General features: G+C 67.0%; 15 protein-coding genes. 5 read left to right on the top strand and 10 right to left on the bottom strand.

Annotation, left to right across the window (positions count from 1 at the left end; genetic code table 11):
• Nucleotides 1–51 precede the first annotated feature (51 nt).
• The gene (locus tag D1604_RS09730) at nucleotides 52–906 is read left to right on the top strand and encodes an HAD family hydrolase (protein ID WP_119413126.1); all 855 of its coding nucleotides are present in this window, start codon (nucleotides 52–54) and stop codon (nucleotides 904–906) included.
• Here D1604_RS09730 and D1604_RS09725 read toward each other — a convergent pair.
• The 7 genes from D1604_RS09725 to D1604_RS09695 all read right to left on the bottom strand — a co-directional run bounded on the left by D1604_RS09725 (nucleotide 878) and on the right by D1604_RS09695 (nucleotide 6,142).
• Nucleotides 878–1,684 (bottom strand): kinase, encoded by an 807-nt coding sequence (locus tag D1604_RS09725; protein WP_119413125.1) that lies wholly within the window; start codon nucleotides 1,682–1,684, stop codon nucleotides 878–880. The two genes, D1604_RS09730 and D1604_RS09725, sit on opposite strands and share 29 nt — an antisense overlap.
• Before the next feature lies 1 nt (nucleotide 1,685).
• Nucleotides 1,686–2,006 carry a 2Fe-2S iron-sulfur cluster-binding protein gene (locus D1604_RS09720; RefSeq protein ID WP_119413124.1) on the bottom strand — a complete coding sequence of 107 codons (321 nt, stop codon included), beginning with the start codon at nucleotides 2,004–2,006 and terminating at the stop codon, nucleotides 1,686–1,688.
• A gap of 114 nt (nucleotides 2,007–2,120) precedes the next feature.
• On the bottom strand, nucleotides 2,121–2,918 hold the full coding sequence (locus tag D1604_RS09715) for a succinate dehydrogenase iron-sulfur subunit (RefSeq protein ID WP_003167896.1): 798 nt from the start codon (nucleotides 2,916–2,918) through the stop codon (nucleotides 2,121–2,123).
• 12 nt (nucleotides 2,919–2,930) lie between these two features.
• Nucleotides 2,931–4,715: a succinate dehydrogenase flavoprotein subunit gene (gene sdhA / locus D1604_RS09710; RefSeq protein ID WP_119413123.1), complete on the bottom strand. Its 1,785-nt coding sequence runs from the start codon at nucleotides 4,713–4,715 to the stop codon at nucleotides 2,931–2,933.
• Between the two features lie 7 nt (nucleotides 4,716–4,722).
• Nucleotides 4,723–5,118: a succinate dehydrogenase, hydrophobic membrane anchor protein gene (locus D1604_RS09705; RefSeq protein WP_119413122.1), complete on the bottom strand. Its 396-nt coding sequence runs from the start codon at nucleotides 5,116–5,118 to the stop codon at nucleotides 4,723–4,725.
• On the bottom strand, nucleotides 5,115–5,576 hold the full coding sequence (sdhC, locus tag D1604_RS09700) for a succinate dehydrogenase, cytochrome b556 subunit (protein WP_233552024.1): 462 nt from the start codon (nucleotides 5,574–5,576) through the stop codon (nucleotides 5,115–5,117). Before sdhC ends, D1604_RS09705 begins: the two co-directional genes overlap by 4 nt.
• Nucleotides 5,577–5,704: 128 nt before the next feature.
• Nucleotides 5,705–6,142: an HIT domain-containing protein gene (locus D1604_RS09695; RefSeq protein ID WP_119413121.1), complete on the bottom strand. Its 438-nt coding sequence runs from the start codon at nucleotides 6,140–6,142 to the stop codon at nucleotides 5,705–5,707.
• A 141-nt stretch (nucleotides 6,143–6,283) separates the two neighbouring features.
• On the opposite strand from D1604_RS09695, the gene mdh reads away from it, so the two are divergent.
• Nucleotides 6,284–7,246 (top strand): malate dehydrogenase, encoded by a 963-nt coding sequence (mdh, locus tag D1604_RS09690; protein ID WP_003166498.1) that lies wholly within the window; start codon nucleotides 6,284–6,286, stop codon nucleotides 7,244–7,246.
• Between the two features lie 125 nt (nucleotides 7,247–7,371).
• Here mdh and zapE read toward each other — a convergent pair whose 3' ends face one another.
• On the bottom strand, nucleotides 7,372–8,484 hold the full coding sequence (gene zapE, locus D1604_RS09685; RefSeq protein ID WP_119413293.1) for a cell division protein ZapE: 1,113 nt from the start codon (nucleotides 8,482–8,484) through the stop codon (nucleotides 7,372–7,374).
• 149 nt (nucleotides 8,485–8,633) lie between these two features.
• On the opposite strand from zapE, the gene D1604_RS09680 reads away from it, so the two are divergent.
• The 3 genes from D1604_RS09680 (at nucleotide 8,634) to D1604_RS09670 (ending at nucleotide 11,431) form a co-directional block, all read left to right on the top strand.
• Nucleotides 8,634–9,680: an aspartate-semialdehyde dehydrogenase gene (locus D1604_RS09680; protein ID WP_119413120.1), complete on the top strand. Its 1,047-nt coding sequence runs from the start codon at nucleotides 8,634–8,636 to the stop codon at nucleotides 9,678–9,680.
• Nucleotides 9,681–9,807: 127 nt separating this feature from the next.
• Nucleotides 9,808–10,812, top strand: a complete 1,005-nt coding sequence (gene rarD, locus D1604_RS09675) for an EamA family transporter RarD (RefSeq protein ID WP_233552023.1) — start codon at nucleotides 9,808–9,810, stop codon at nucleotides 10,810–10,812.
• Between the two features lie 34 nt (nucleotides 10,813–10,846).
• Entirely contained in the window at nucleotides 10,847–11,431 is a 585-nt protein-coding gene (locus D1604_RS09670) for a YybH family protein (protein WP_119413118.1), read from the top strand.
• On the opposite strand, the gene D1604_RS09665 is transcribed toward D1604_RS09670, so the two are convergent.
• Nucleotides 11,428–12,573: a serine hydrolase domain-containing protein gene (locus D1604_RS09665; RefSeq protein WP_119413117.1), complete on the bottom strand. Its 1,146-nt coding sequence runs from the start codon at nucleotides 12,571–12,573 to the stop codon at nucleotides 11,428–11,430. The two genes, D1604_RS09670 and D1604_RS09665, sit on opposite strands and share 4 nt — an antisense overlap.
• A gap of 45 nt (nucleotides 12,574–12,618) precedes the next feature.
• The coding region (locus D1604_RS09660; RefSeq protein ID WP_306460731.1) for a M28 family peptidase at nucleotides 12,619–12,897 on the bottom strand (279 nt) is incomplete at its 5' end.

The following is a 12,897-nucleotide window of genomic DNA, read 5'->3' as shown; positions in this document are numbered from 1 at the left end:
TGGCCGCTCAGCCGTGCTAGAGGGCGTGTCCAAGCCTTCCAGGACGCTTTCATGGCCGACACGCCCCGCCCCCTGCTCAAGACCGCCATCATCTATGATTTCGACGGGACGCTGGCCCGGGGGAACATGCAGGAGGTCAGCTTCATCCCCTCGATCGGAATGACGCCGGCCCAGTTCTGGAACGAGACCGTCCGTCCACGGACCATCGCCGCCGATGGCGACGGCATCCTGATGTATATGCAGATGATGCTGCTGGCCGCGCGCGAGCAGGGCACGCCGGTGACGCGCCAGACGCTGCGCGACCACGGCCGCGACGTGGCCCTGTTCGAGGGCCTGCGCGACGGCAGCTGGTTCGACCGCATGAACGCCTTCGGCGCCCAATATGGTCTGGAGATCGAGCACTACATCATCTCGGCGGGCCTGACCGAGATGATCGAGGGCTGTCCCATCGCTGAGGCCTTCACCCACGTCTTCGCTTCGAAATACGCCTATGACGAGGACGATGTGGCGGTGTGGCCCGCCGTGGGCGTCAACTACACCACCAAGACCCAGTATCTGTTCCGCATCAACAAGGGGGTGCACAACCACTGGGAGGACGAGCGCATCAACCGCTTCATCCCGGACGAGGAGCGGCCCATCCCGTTCGACCGGATGATCTTCCTGGGCGACGGCGACACCGATGTGCCGACCATGAAGATGATGCACACCAAGGGCGGCTTCTCCATCGCCGTCTACGACCCCGACAGCACCCCGCGCGACCACGACAAGATCCATCGTCTGATCTCGGAGGATCGGGTCAACTTCGTCGCGGCGGGCGACTATCGCGAAGGCTCGCCCGTCGACCTGATCGTCAAGGGTCTGATCGGCCGCATGGCGGTCAACTACGGCCGCATGCCGGCGGACTGAGGCGCCGGTCGGCGTCCAACTGAACCACCCGATCGGCGCGCACCCCGCCGGTCAGCATGTGGCGGGTGATGCGCTCGAAATGCTGAATGAAGACGGCCAGTTCGGCGCGTCTGGCGGAGGGCAGGTCGGCCGGGGACAGACCCATCAGACCGGCCTCCTGTTCGCAGCGCCAGTCCAGTACCGCGTCGAACGACGGCGCCTTCAGGAAAAGCATGGCGTCGAAACCGGCGAAGGACTGGGCGTAGTGGCCGGCCAGGGCGGCGTTGGCGGCGCCTCGCCATCGGCCTTGGACATCCTGCTCGGCTTCCAGGGGGTTGACCGGAAGGGTCAGGTCCGCTTCTGTCTGAGGCGTTGCGCCCAGACACCAGCCGTCGATCAGCACAGCCGACGGGCGGCCCGCAAACACAGGCCATGATGCTTCCGGCGCCCGGTCGTCCGTCAGCTTGTCGAAGGCGGGCAGGGGCGTGCGGCTGTCAGGCCCGGTGGCGCGCAGGGCGGCGACCGTGGCTTCCAGCAAGGCCAGATCATGCGTTCCTGGCGGGCCGCGCACGGCGAACAGGGGATGGACCTCGCGAGCGAGGGTCTGGCGTTCCGTTTTCGTCAGATAGACGTCGTCCAGCGACAGATGCGCCGCGCCGAACCGTTCCGCCGCAGCGCGCGCCAAGGTGGTCTTGCCGGAGCCCTGCGCTCCGGCGATCCCGATGAGGGGGATGTGGTCCGGCCGCGCATGGGCCGCGACCAGAGACCCGACCGCGTCCAGCAGCCGGGCGTCGATCATCTCAGTGCTGGCTTTGCGGCAGGCGCACGATCAGGCCGTCCAGATCATCGGTGACGCGGATCTGGCAGGACAGGCGGCTGTTCGGCTCGACGTTTTCGGCGAAGTCGAGCATGGACTCCTCCATCGCCGAAGCGCGCCCCGTCTCGGCGGCGAAGTCGGGGTCGACATAGACGTGGCAGGTGGCGCAGGCGCAGGCGCCGCCGCAATCGGCGTCGATGCCCGGCACATTGTTGCGGATCGCGCCTTCCATGACGGACAGGCCCTTCTTGACCTCGACCGTATGCTCGGTCCCGTCGTGTTCAATGTAGGTGATCTTGGGCATGGAAGCGGTCTTAACCCTGCAAATGGGCTTGGCAAGCCTCGGGACGAGGCGGTCAGCAAAAACCCCCGGCGTCAGCGGCGCCGGGGGCTTTCAGTTGCGGCCTGATCGGCTGGATCAGGCGGCGGTCTTCTTGCGCGACGGCGAGACCATCAGCTTCTTGGTCTCGGCGATCGCCTTGGCCGGGTTCAGCCCCTTGGGGCAGACCTGGGCGCAGTTCATGATCGTGTGGCAACGATACAGCTTGAAGGGGTCCTCGAGGTCGTCGAGGCGCTTCTGGGTGGCGTCGTCGCGGCTGTCGGCGATCCAGCGATAGGACTGCAGCAGGGCCGCCGGGCCGAGGTACTCTTCCTGGTTCCACCAGTAGCTCGGGCACGAGGTCGAGCAGCAGGCGCACAGGATGCACTCGTAAAGGCCGTCCAGCTTTTCGCGGTCTTCCGGCGACTGCAGGCGCTCCTTCTCCGGGTCCGGCAGGTCGGACTGGAGGTAGGGCTGGATGGAGTCGTACTGGGCGTAGAAGAGCGACAGGTCCGTCACCAAGTCCTTCACCACCGGCTGGTGGGGCAGGGGGGCGATGGTGATGTTGTGCGACGAGCACTCGGCCCAGCCCTTGGTGCAGGCCAGGGCGTTGCGGCCGTCGACGTTCATCGAGCACGAGCCGCAGATGCCTTCGCGGCACGAGCGGCGGAACGACAGCGTCGGGTCGATCTCGTTTTTGATGTGGATCAGGGCGTCCAGAAGCATCGGGCCGTGATCGTCGGCCGAGACCTCATAGACGTCCCAGCGCGGATCGGCGTCCGTTTCCGGGTCGTAGCGATAGACCTTGTAGGTCTTGACGTTCTGGGCGCCGGCCGGGGCCTTGTGCACCTTGCCGGTGGTGGGCTTGGAGCCCCGCGGGAGGTTGAGCTGAACCATCTGCAATCCTCCTTAGTACACCCGAGCCCGGGGCTCGATGTAGGAGACCTCGTCGGTCATCGTGTATTTGTGCACCGGGCGGTAGTCGATCTGGACGCCTTCGCCCGGACGCTTCCACGCCAGGGTGTGCTTCATCCAGTTTTCGTCGTTGCGGTCGGGGAAGTCCTCGCGGGCGTGGGCGCCGCGCGATTCCGTGCGGTTCAGCGCGCCTTCGATAGTCACCAGGGCCTGCGAGATCAGGTTGTCGTATTCCAGCGTCTCGACCAGGTCGGTATTCCAGATCAGACCGCGATCCGTGGTCTTGATGTCGGCGCCGGCGGCCTCGATCGAACGCAGCTTGGCCACGCCTTCTTCAAGGGTCTTGCCGGTGCGGAACACGGCTGCGTCGGCCTGCATGGCGCGCTGCATGTCCAGACGCAGGTGCGACGTCGGGGTCGAGCCCGAGGCGTTGCGGAAGCGGTCCAGGCGCGCGATGTGCTGGTCGGTCTGGGCCTTGGAGGCCGACGGCACGGCCGAGTTCTTGTCCACGACCTCGCCGCAGCGCAGGCCGACGGCGCGGCCGAACACCACCAGGTCGGTCAGGGAGTTGGAGCCCAGACGGTTGGCGCCGTGCACCGAGACGCAGCCCGCCTCGCCCACGGCCATCAGGCCCGGCACCACGCTGTCGGGGTTTCCGTCGTGCAGCGTCAGCACCTCGCCGTGATAGTTCGTCGGGATGCCGCCCATGTTGTAGTGGACGGTCGGAATGACCGGGATCGGCTCCTTGGTCACATCCACGCCGGCGAAGATCTTGGCCGATTCCGAGATGCCCGGCAGGCGCGCGTGCAGCACGGCCGGATCAAGGTGATCCAGGTGCAGGAAGATGTGGTCCTTGTTCGGGCCCACGCCGCGGCCTTCGCGGATTTCGATGGTCATGGAGCGGCTGACCATGTCGCGCGGGGCCAGATCCTTCACAGTCGGCGCATAGCGCTCCATGAAGCGTTCGCCTTCGGAGTTGGTCAGATAACCGCCTTCACCGCGTGCGCCCTCGGTGATCAGGCAGCCGGCGCCGTAGATGCCGGTCGGGTGGAACTGCACGAACTCCATGTCCTGCAGCGGCAGGCCGGCGCGCAGCACCATGGCGTTGCCGTCGCCGGTGCAGGTGTGGGCCGAGGTGGCCGAGAAATAGGCGCGGCCGTAACCGCCGGTGGCCAGCACCACCATTTTGGCGCGGAACTGGTGCAGTTGGCCGGTGTCGAGCTGAAGCGCGGTGACGCCGGTGCAGGCGCCGTCCTGCATGATCAGATCGAGCGCGAAATATTCGACGAAGAACTTCACCTCGCGACGGACCGACTGGCCGTACAGGGTGTGCAGGATGGCGTGACCGGTGCGGTCGGCGGCGGCGCAGGTGCGCTGCACCGGGCCTTCGCCGAAGTTGCGGGTCATGCCGCCGAAGGCGCGCTGGTAGATCTTGCCTTCGTCGGTGCGGCTGAAGGGCACGCCCCAGTGCTCCAGCTCATAGACGGCCTGGGGCGCGTTGCGGACCAGGTATTCGATGGCGTCCTGGTCGCCCAGCCAGTCCGACCCCTTGACGGTGTCGTACATGTGCCACTGCCAGGAGTCCTCGCCCATGTTGCCGAGCGAGGCGGAGATGCCGCCCTGAGCCGCCACGGTGTGCGAGCGGGTCGGGAAGACCTTGGTGACGCAGGCGACCTTCAGGCCCTGCTGGGCGGCGCCGAGGGCGGCGCGCAGGCCCGAACCGCCGGCGCCGACGACGACGACGTCGTATTCGTGATCGATAAGCTCGTATGCAGCCATGGCGGGATCAGACTCCGGCCGGCAGCGGGGCCGAACCCAGCGCCAGACGTACGATGAAGAAGACGCTGGCGGCCGCCAGCACGAGGAAGACCAGGTTCGACACCAGGACCAGGCCAGAACGGGACGAGGCGGGGACGTAGTCCTCGATGATCACCTTCCAGGCCAGGCTGGCGAACAGGCAGAAGACCACCGCCGTCACGGCCAGCAGGCCGGCGTTCAGCGTGCTGCCGAACCAGGCGACGACCGCACCGTAGTCGGCGCCGGCCAGGGTGAAGCCGGTCGACAGGACCCACAGGCCCAGCGGCATCAGGGCCAGCAGCGCCAGCTTTTCGAGTTTCCATTCTCCGGCGCCGTGACGCTCGGAAATTTTCACATTGTTCTTGAACTTGGGCGCGGCGCTCACAGCGAAACCTTTCCAGCAGCGAACAGCACGACCCAGAACAGGACGGCCAGGACGATCGGGCCCCAGACGGCGATCTGGGCCATCAGGTTGGCGGACTTCAGGTCCAGCCCCTTGCCGGCGTCGTTGATCAGGTGCCGCGCGCCGTTCAGCAGGAAGGAGAGCAGCACCCAGGTCAGGCCGAACCAGATGAACAGGCCGAACGGCGAGCCCGAGAAGGCGGCGACCGAGGCGAAGGCGTCCGGACCGCAGGCGACGATCGCGACCCAGCCCAGCAACAGGACGGCGCCGACGCTGGCCGCGCCGATGGTGACGCGGAACAGGATCGACGCGACCATGGTCATGTGCCAGCGCCAGATACCGGTGAAGGGCGACATCGGTGCGACGTGCCCGTTGGGATGACGGACGTAGCGGCCCGTCCGGTCGCCAGTTTCGCCCGCAGCCGGGGGAGTGTTCGACATGCGAATGATTCTCAAAAAACCCGAGGAATTTCAGGGCCGGATTGCAGTGCAACAGGCTTTAGTGACGCAGACGGGGGGGTGTCAACGAAGCGGGCCGATTCCCGTCAAGTTCTACCTGCGAACGCCAATCAAAAGGCTGCGATATGCGACAGCGCCGTTTGGCGCGTCGCCGTCGTGCACGGAACCGCCCCCGGCCGCCCCCAGACCGGGTCAGGCCACAGCGGATCGTCGCGCCGACGCCCGACCACATGAATGTGAAGCTGGGCGGTGACATTGCCCAGAGCGGCGACGTTCAGCTTGTCCGCCGGTTGATCGCGCAGAGCGCCCAGTTCGCGCACCAAGGCCCCGGCCCGCACGATTTCTTCGGTGAGCAGGGCGCGCTGGGCGGGCGACAGGTCCTCCAGTTCGACCGCCCCGGCCACGCGGGGCAGCAGGATCAGCCAAGGGAAACGGGCGTCGTCCTGAAAGCGGATCTGGCAAAGGGGCCAGTCGGCGGCGAAGACGGAGGCCGCCTCAAAGGCGGGATCGGCGCGGAAGTCAGCCTGTAGGTCCGGGTGCGAGGTCATGGCGAACCGTGACAGCCGCCAGCGGGGGGCGCAACGACGAAAGCCGTATCTCGGAACGCTTGCCGCGACCCGCCGACAGGTCTAGACCGCCGTTCCAGCGACTACCGTTTCGCACACGCAATATCGACTGGAGAGACCTGAATGGCTCGCGCGAAGATCGCCCTCATCGGCGCCGGAATGATCGGCGGAACCCTGGCCCACGTGGCCGCGCGCGAAGCGCTGGGCGACGTTATCCTGTTCGACATCGCCGAAGGCACCCCCCAGGGCAAGGCTCTGGACATCGCCGAAGCCTCGGCCGTCTTCGGTCAGGACGTGGCCCTGAAGGGCGCCAACGACTACGCCGACATCGCGGGCGCCGACGTCTGCATCGTCACCGCCGGCGTGCCGCGCAAGCCGGGCATGAGCCGCGACGACCTGATCGGCATCAACCTGAAAGTGATGAAGGCCGTCGGCGAGGGCATCAAGCAGCACGCCCCCAACGCCTTCGTCATCTGCATCACCAACCCGCTCGACGCCATGGTCTGGGCCCTGCAGAAGTTCTCGGGTCTGCCCAAGGAGAAGGTCATCGGCATGGCCGGCGTGCTGGACTCGGCGCGCTTCGCCTACTTCCTGGCTGAAAAGACCGGCGTGTCGGTGCAGGACATCCACGCCTGGACCCTGGGCGGTCACGGCGACGACATGGTGCCGATGGTGCGCCACTCGACCGTTGGCGGCCTGCCGCTGCCGGACGCGGTCGCTGCAGGCTTCCTGTCGCAGGCCGACCTGGACGCCATCGTCGAGCGTACCCGCAAGGGCGGCGGCGAGATCGTGGCCCTGCTGAAGACCGGCTCGGCCTTCTACGCACCGGCTGAATCGGCCATCGCCATGGCCAAGTCCTACCTGCTGGACCAGAAGCGCGTCCTGCCGTGCGCCGTGTGGCTGTCGGGTGAATACGGCCTGTCGGACCTCTACGTCGGCGTCCCGGCCCTGATCGGCGCGAACGGCGTCGAGAAGGTCATCGAGTTCACCACCAACGACGACGAAAAGGCGATGTTCGCCAAGTCGGTCGCCTCGGTCCAGGGCCTGATCCAGGCCTGTAAGGATATTGAGCCTTCCTTGGCTTAAGGGCGCTAACGCGAGCCGCGCGGCGGCTCGCTGCTTGAGCGCCTAGGCGTCCGAGTTGGAAAGGGGTCGTGCTGGAAGGCGCGGCCCTTTTTCGTGCGCCATACGTAGGATGAGCGGGCAGGAGTTTACGCCGCCTCGGCTACCTCGCGCTGCTCCAGCCAGTCCTCGCTCTGCATCTCGTTGAAGCGCGACACCGTCCGCTCGAACTCGAAGGCGCCGACGCCCTCGGTGTAGAGGGCCTCCGGCGCGGCTTCGGCCAGGACGACCAGACGGGTCTTGGCTTCATAGAGGGCGTCCACCAGCGTCACCAGGCGGCGCGCCTCGTGGTGATTGGCTGGACTAAGCAGCGGCACATCGGCCAGGAACAGGGTGTGGAAGCGCCGGGCGATGGCCAGATAGTCCTGCGGTCCCAGCGGGCGGCCGCACAGTTCGTCAAAGGTCGCGCGCGCCATGCCGCCGACCGTGCGCTCCAGCTTCACCTCGCGGCCCAGCACGGGCAGGACGATGGGGCTTTCCGGCTCGCCGCCCTTCAGGTCGGCCCACAGGGTCTCGAATCCCTGCCGCGCCTCGGCGTCCAGCGGCGAGAACCACACCTTGGCCCCGCTCATGCGGTCCAGACGGAAGTCGCGGGCGCCCGACGTTTCGACCACGTCGCAGCGTTGGCGCAGAATATCGATGAAGGGCAGGAAGAGCTGGCGGTTGATGCCGTTCTTGTAGAGGTCCTCGGGCGCGCGGTTCGAGGTGACGGCCAGCACCACCTTCTTCTCGAACAGGGCTTCGAACAGGCGGCCCAGGATCATGGCGTCGGCGATGTCGGTGACCTGAAGCTCATCGAAGCACAGCAGCCGCGCCTCAGAGGCGATTAGGGCGGCGATCGGCGGGATGGGGTCGTCGCCCTTGTGCGTGCCGAAGACCTCCTTGCGGCTGCGCGACGTGCCTTCGCGCCACTGTTTCACCAGATCGTGGATGCGCGCCATGAAGGCGTGGAAGTGGGCGCGGACCTTCTTCTGCTCGGGCGTTGAGGAATAGAACAGGTCCATCAGCATGGACTTGCCGCGTCCGGGCGGACCCCAGATGTAGATGCCGCGCACGGCGGGCTGGGCGCCGAACAGGCCCTTTTTCGACAGATCGATCTCGAGTCGTTCAAGCGCGCCGATCAGGGCGGCCTGGGCCGGTTCGGGCGTGATCACGCCTTCTTCCATGCGGATGTCGTAGGCGTTGCGGATGCGGGAGGTCATGGCCAGCAGATAGCTCCCCGATGAGGCCGGGGGAAGGCGTTCGCGGATTCCGGCGCCGAATTGGAGGATTCTGGTTGCTTCGCGGCTGCGAAGGACCCAAATGCAGAAGCGTTTCTCCCAAACGCCCCCGAACAAAGGATGATTTCATCATGGGCTATCGCGTCGCCGTCGTAGGCGCCACAGGCAATGTCGGCCGGGAAATCCTGGCCATCCTCGAGGAAGTGAACTTCCCCGTCGAGAAAATGCACGCGATCGCCTCCCGAAAATCCAAAGGCGTCGAGGTCTCCTTCGGCGACCGCACCATCAAGTGCGAGGACATCGAGCAGTTCGACTTCTCGAGCGTCGACCTGGTGCTGATGAGCGCCGGCGGCGGGGTGTCGCGCGAATGGTCGGAAAAGATCGGCAAGGCCGGTCCCATCGTCATCGACAACTCCTCGGCCTTCCGCCAGGACCCGGACGTTCCCCTGATCGTGCCGGAAGTGAACCCGGACGACGCCAGGCTGGCGCGCAAGAAGAACATCGTCGCCAACCCCAACTGCTCGACCGCCCAACTGGTGGTGGCGCTGAAGCCGCTGCATGACGCGGCCAAGATCAAGCGCGTCGTCGTCTCGACCTATCAGTCCGTCTCGGGCGCGGGGAAGGAAGGCATGGACGAGCTGTGGAACCAGACCAAGGCCATCTACGGTCTGGGCGACGCCACGCCGAAGAAGTTCCCCAAGCAGATCGCCTTCAACGTCATCCCCTACATCGGCTCGTTCCGCGACGACGGCTATACCGACGAAGAGGCCAAGATGTGGGAGGAGACGCACAAGATGCTCGATCCCGCGATCAAGTTGACCGTGACCTGCGTGCGCGTGCCGGTCTTCGTCGGCCACTCCGAAGCGGTGACGGTGGAATTCGACCGCCCGATCGCGCCGGACGAAGCTCGCGAAATCCTGCGCGAGGCGCCGGGCGTTCAGGTCATCGATAAGCAGGAACACGACGGCTACATCACCCCGGTCGACGCGGCGGGCGAACATGCGGTCTATGTCAGCCGCATCCGCAAGGACCCGACGGTCGAGCACGGCCTGAGCTTCTGGGTGGTGTCGGACAACCTGCGCAAGGGCGCGGCCCTGAACGCCGTGCAGATCGCCCAGCTGCTGGACGAGACCGGCGTGATCTCGCCCAAGAGCGGTTATCGTACTTTGACTGTGTAACCCTGTGCTGTCATCCCGGCCGTAGCGAAGCGCAGAGCCGGGACCGCCGCAAACCTCGCCGTTTGTCGCGGTCCCGGATCGACCCTTCGGGCCGTCCGGGATGACGCCTTATCAAGGCTTTCGCCCAGTGACTGCGTCTCCTTCCGCCTCGGCGCCCGAAGCCCGCACCGCCCTGGCGGCGGGGGTCATCTGCTACCTGATATGGGGGTTCGTGCCTCTGGTCTTCCAGCAGATGGGCCAGCAGGGGGCGGACGCTTGGGAGATCATGGGGCACCGCGCGGTCTGGGGGCTGGTGTGGGCGGCTCTTCTGGTGGTGCTGTCGCGTCAGTGGACGCAGGTCATGGCCGTTCTGCGCCAGCCCAAGGTGCTGGGCTGGCTGGCCCTTTCGGCCATCCTGATCGCCGGCAACTGGACCACCTATATCGTCGCCGTGAACGATGGGCGGACGCTGGACGCCTCGCTGGGCTATTATCTGAATCCACTGCTGAACATGGCGGCGGGCGCCTGGCTGTTCCGCGAGAAGATCGACTGGGCGGGAAAGATCGCCATGGCCCTGGCGGCTGTAGGCGTGCTGTTGCAGACCATCGCCCTGGGTCATGCGCCCTGGGTTTCGCTCATCCTGGCGCTGACGTTCGCGGCCTATGGCATCATCAGGAAGCGCGTTTCGGTCGACGCCCAGACGGGCCTGTTCCTGGAATGCCTGCTGCTGGCCCTTCCGGGGCTGATCTGGCTGATCCATATCGAAACCAGCGGCGCAGGCCACTTCACCCAGTCGGGCGCTTCGGTCTTCTGGCTGCTGTTCGCCGGACCGGCGACGGTCATTCCTCTGGCCCTGTTCGCCTGGGCCGCGCGGCGGATGCCCCTGTCCAGCATGGGCTTCCTGCAGTTTCTGGCGCCGACCATCGTCTTCATCATCGGCGCGCTTCAGGGCGAGGCCCTGGGGCCGCTGCGCATCGCCTCCTTCGTTTTCATCTGGATCGCCGTGGCCGTGTTCGCGGTCGGCGCCGTGCTGAAGGTGCGCCGCGCCTCCGCCACGGCCGAGACCATCGTCGCGCCTGAACCGGGCCTGCTGGACGACCCGGCCGAGGACCGGATGGACGCCATCGGCGAGAATCCGCCCGCTGCGCGTTGAGGTCGGGCGCCGTCCCGTCCTAAAGAAGGGGGTGATGATGATCCCCTCCCGCCTGCTCTCCGCCCTCGCCGCGTCCATCCTGCTCGCCGGGGGGACCTCGGCCTGCGCCCACGGCACGCTTGAGGGAGGCGGTCAGAACGACGACGTCATCCGCACGGCCCGCGTGGGGGTCAGCCGTGAGGCGGCGCCGTCCATCGCGCCCGGCGCCCCGGCGGCCGTCGCCGCGCCGCCGACCACGGCCGAGACCTTCGATGCGGTCAGCGACGCCCTGGACGCCGCCGCCGCCGCCTGGACCTCGGGTCAGGTGGATGCGGTCATGGCCACCTATGTCCACGACGAGCCGCTGCTGGTTTTCCTGGGCGATACGCCGCTGAAGGGGCCGGACAGCGTGCGCGCGGCCCTGGACGCCCGTGCGGCCGAGCCCGGCGGGCTGGGCGCCCTGTCCTATGAGTGGTTCGAGACCCTGCAGTTTGACGTCAATACGGCGGTGGTCTCTGGCCGGGCGGTGATGACGCGGGGCGGCAAGACTCATCGCGGCCTGTTCACCCGCATCCTGCGCCGCACCGCCGACGGCTGGCTGATCGTTCACGACCAGCTGGCCTGGGGGCCGGAGGCCTAGACGGCCGCGTAAAGAGCTTCGATCAGCCTCAGCGCGCGCGGATCGCCGATCAGATGCGGCGACTGGCGCGTCATGACATAGGCGGCCGAGACGCCCGCCGCCTGATCTGCAAACGCCATCGAGCCGCCCCAGCCGCAATGGCCGATCGCTTCGGGGTTGGGGCCGAAGATGTTCAGGCCCTGATTGCGGGTGAACCCCGCCGCCCAGCTCATGTCGAAGGGCAGCACCTTGTCGGGCCCGTGGATGCGCTCGCGCGTGGCCTGGACCAGAGTTTCCTGCGACAGCACCGCCAGATGATCCAGCGACCCGCCGGTGGCGACGACGGACATCATGCGCGCCAGATCCCTGGCGGTGGCGTGCAGATTGGCCGACGGAATCTCCGCCATGCGCCACTCGGTCGAGCCGCGTCCGCCCGGCGCCGAGCCGCGATCCAGGAAGGCGGCTTTCTTGATCGCGTCGATGGGGCCGAGGTCCGGCGCGGCGGCGGGCTTGCGAAGTTGCGCGACGCGGCCGTGCTCGGCCTCGGGCAGGCCGATCCACAGGTCCAGATCGAACGGCTGGGCGAAATCTTCGCGCAGAGCCGTCCCCATGGTCCGCCCGTCGACAATGCGGAACAACTCGCCCGCCAGATAACCGATCGTGATCGGGTGATAGCCGGACGCCGTGCCCGGCGCCCACATCGGCGTCTGGGCCGCCAGCTTGTCCAGCACCGCCTGACGGTCAAACCAGATGGCCGGCTCGGCGCCGCCATCGAAGCCGGGCAGACCGGACTGGTGGCTCATCAGCTGGCCGACGGTCAGCTGGTCCTTGCCCGCCGCGCCGAAGGCGGGCCAGTGGTCGGCGACCCGATCCTCATAGGACAACAGCCCCTTGTCCACGCAGCGCGCGATCATCAGGGCCATCACTGCCTTGCCGGTCGAGAAGACGGGGACCAGCGTGTCCTCGGCGAACGGCTTGGTCCCCGCCAGATCGGCCGACCCTGCCCACAGGTCCACCACCGCCTCGCCGTCGATGGTCACGCTGAAGCGCGCGGCCAGTTCGTTCAGCCCTTCGGGCGCGTCAGTGAAGTTGGCGGCGAAGGCGTCCTTCACCGCATTGAAGCGCGGCGGGCAGACGCCGTGGAGGTCGGGGAGGCTGGTCATGGGTGCGGTCTAGCGCCTTGGCGGCTTTACGTCACTTGCGGCCGATTACTGGCGCGCCGACGCCGAGGCGTTGCGGGCGCCTTCGAACTCGTCGCCCGGCTTCCATGCAGGCCAGTCGCGCGAATTGGCCAGGTCGCGGCCGACTTCATACAGCAGCTGCACATCGGCGGCGGCGGCGTCCATCTTCCAGTCGGGCGTCCATTCGTCCGTCGGCTGATGATAGCGGTTGGCGACGTAATCACGGCTCGCTTCATTATGCCCGGTGAAGCCGGCGGCGGCGAACAGGGCGGGCACGCCCTTGCGCGCCAGGGGGAAGTGGTCCGA

The sequence above is a fragment of the Brevundimonas sp. LPMIX5 genome (genome assembly GCF_003576505.1).
In the GTDB taxonomy this organism is placed as follows: Bacteria; Pseudomonadota; Alphaproteobacteria; order Caulobacterales; family Caulobacteraceae; genus Brevundimonas; species Brevundimonas naejangsanensis.
The sequence above is the reverse complement of the archived record's forward strand: the minus strand, read 5'-3'. Positions and strand labels throughout refer to the sequence as shown.

What these genes read in the sequence shown, in the direction of transcription:
- D1604_RS09695 (WP_119413121.1), bottom strand. Translation starts at nt 6,142, where the DNA reads ATGACCTCGCACCCGGACCTACAGGCTGACTTCCGCGCCGATCCCGCC.
- sdhC (WP_233552024.1), bottom strand. Translation starts at nt 5,576, where the DNA reads ATGTCGAACACTCCCCCGGCTGCGGGCGAAACTGGCGACCGGACGGGC.
- D1604_RS09665 (WP_119413117.1), bottom strand. Translation starts at nt 12,573, where the DNA reads ATGACCAGCCTCCCCGACCTCCACGGCGTCTGCCCGCCGCGCTTCAAT.
- D1604_RS09725 (WP_119413125.1), bottom strand. Translation starts at nt 1,684, where the DNA reads ATGATCGACGCCCGGCTGCTGGACGCGGTCGGGTCTCTGGTCGCGGCC.
- D1604_RS09730 (WP_119413126.1), top strand. Translation starts at nt 52, where the DNA reads ATGGCCGACACGCCCCGCCCCCTGCTCAAGACCGCCATCATCTATGAT.
- D1604_RS09715 (WP_003167896.1), bottom strand. Translation starts at nt 2,918, where the DNA reads ATGGTTCAGCTCAACCTCCCGCGGGGCTCCAAGCCCACCACCGGCAAG.
- D1604_RS09680 (WP_119413120.1), top strand. Translation starts at nt 8,634, where the DNA reads ATGGGCTATCGCGTCGCCGTCGTAGGCGCCACAGGCAATGTCGGCCGG.
- mdh (WP_003166498.1), top strand. Translation starts at nt 6,284, where the DNA reads ATGGCTCGCGCGAAGATCGCCCTCATCGGCGCCGGAATGATCGGCGGA.
- zapE (WP_119413293.1), bottom strand. Translation starts at nt 8,484, where the DNA reads ATGACCTCCCGCATCCGCAACGCCTACGACATCCGCATGGAAGAAGGC.
- D1604_RS09720 (WP_119413124.1), bottom strand. Translation starts at nt 2,006, where the DNA reads ATGCCCAAGATCACCTACATTGAACACGACGGGACCGAGCATACGGTC.
- sdhA (WP_119413123.1), bottom strand. Translation starts at nt 4,715, where the DNA reads ATGGCTGCATACGAGCTTATCGATCACGAATACGACGTCGTCGTCGTC.
- D1604_RS09670 (WP_119413118.1), top strand. Translation starts at nt 10,847, where the DNA reads ATGATGATCCCCTCCCGCCTGCTCTCCGCCCTCGCCGCGTCCATCCTG.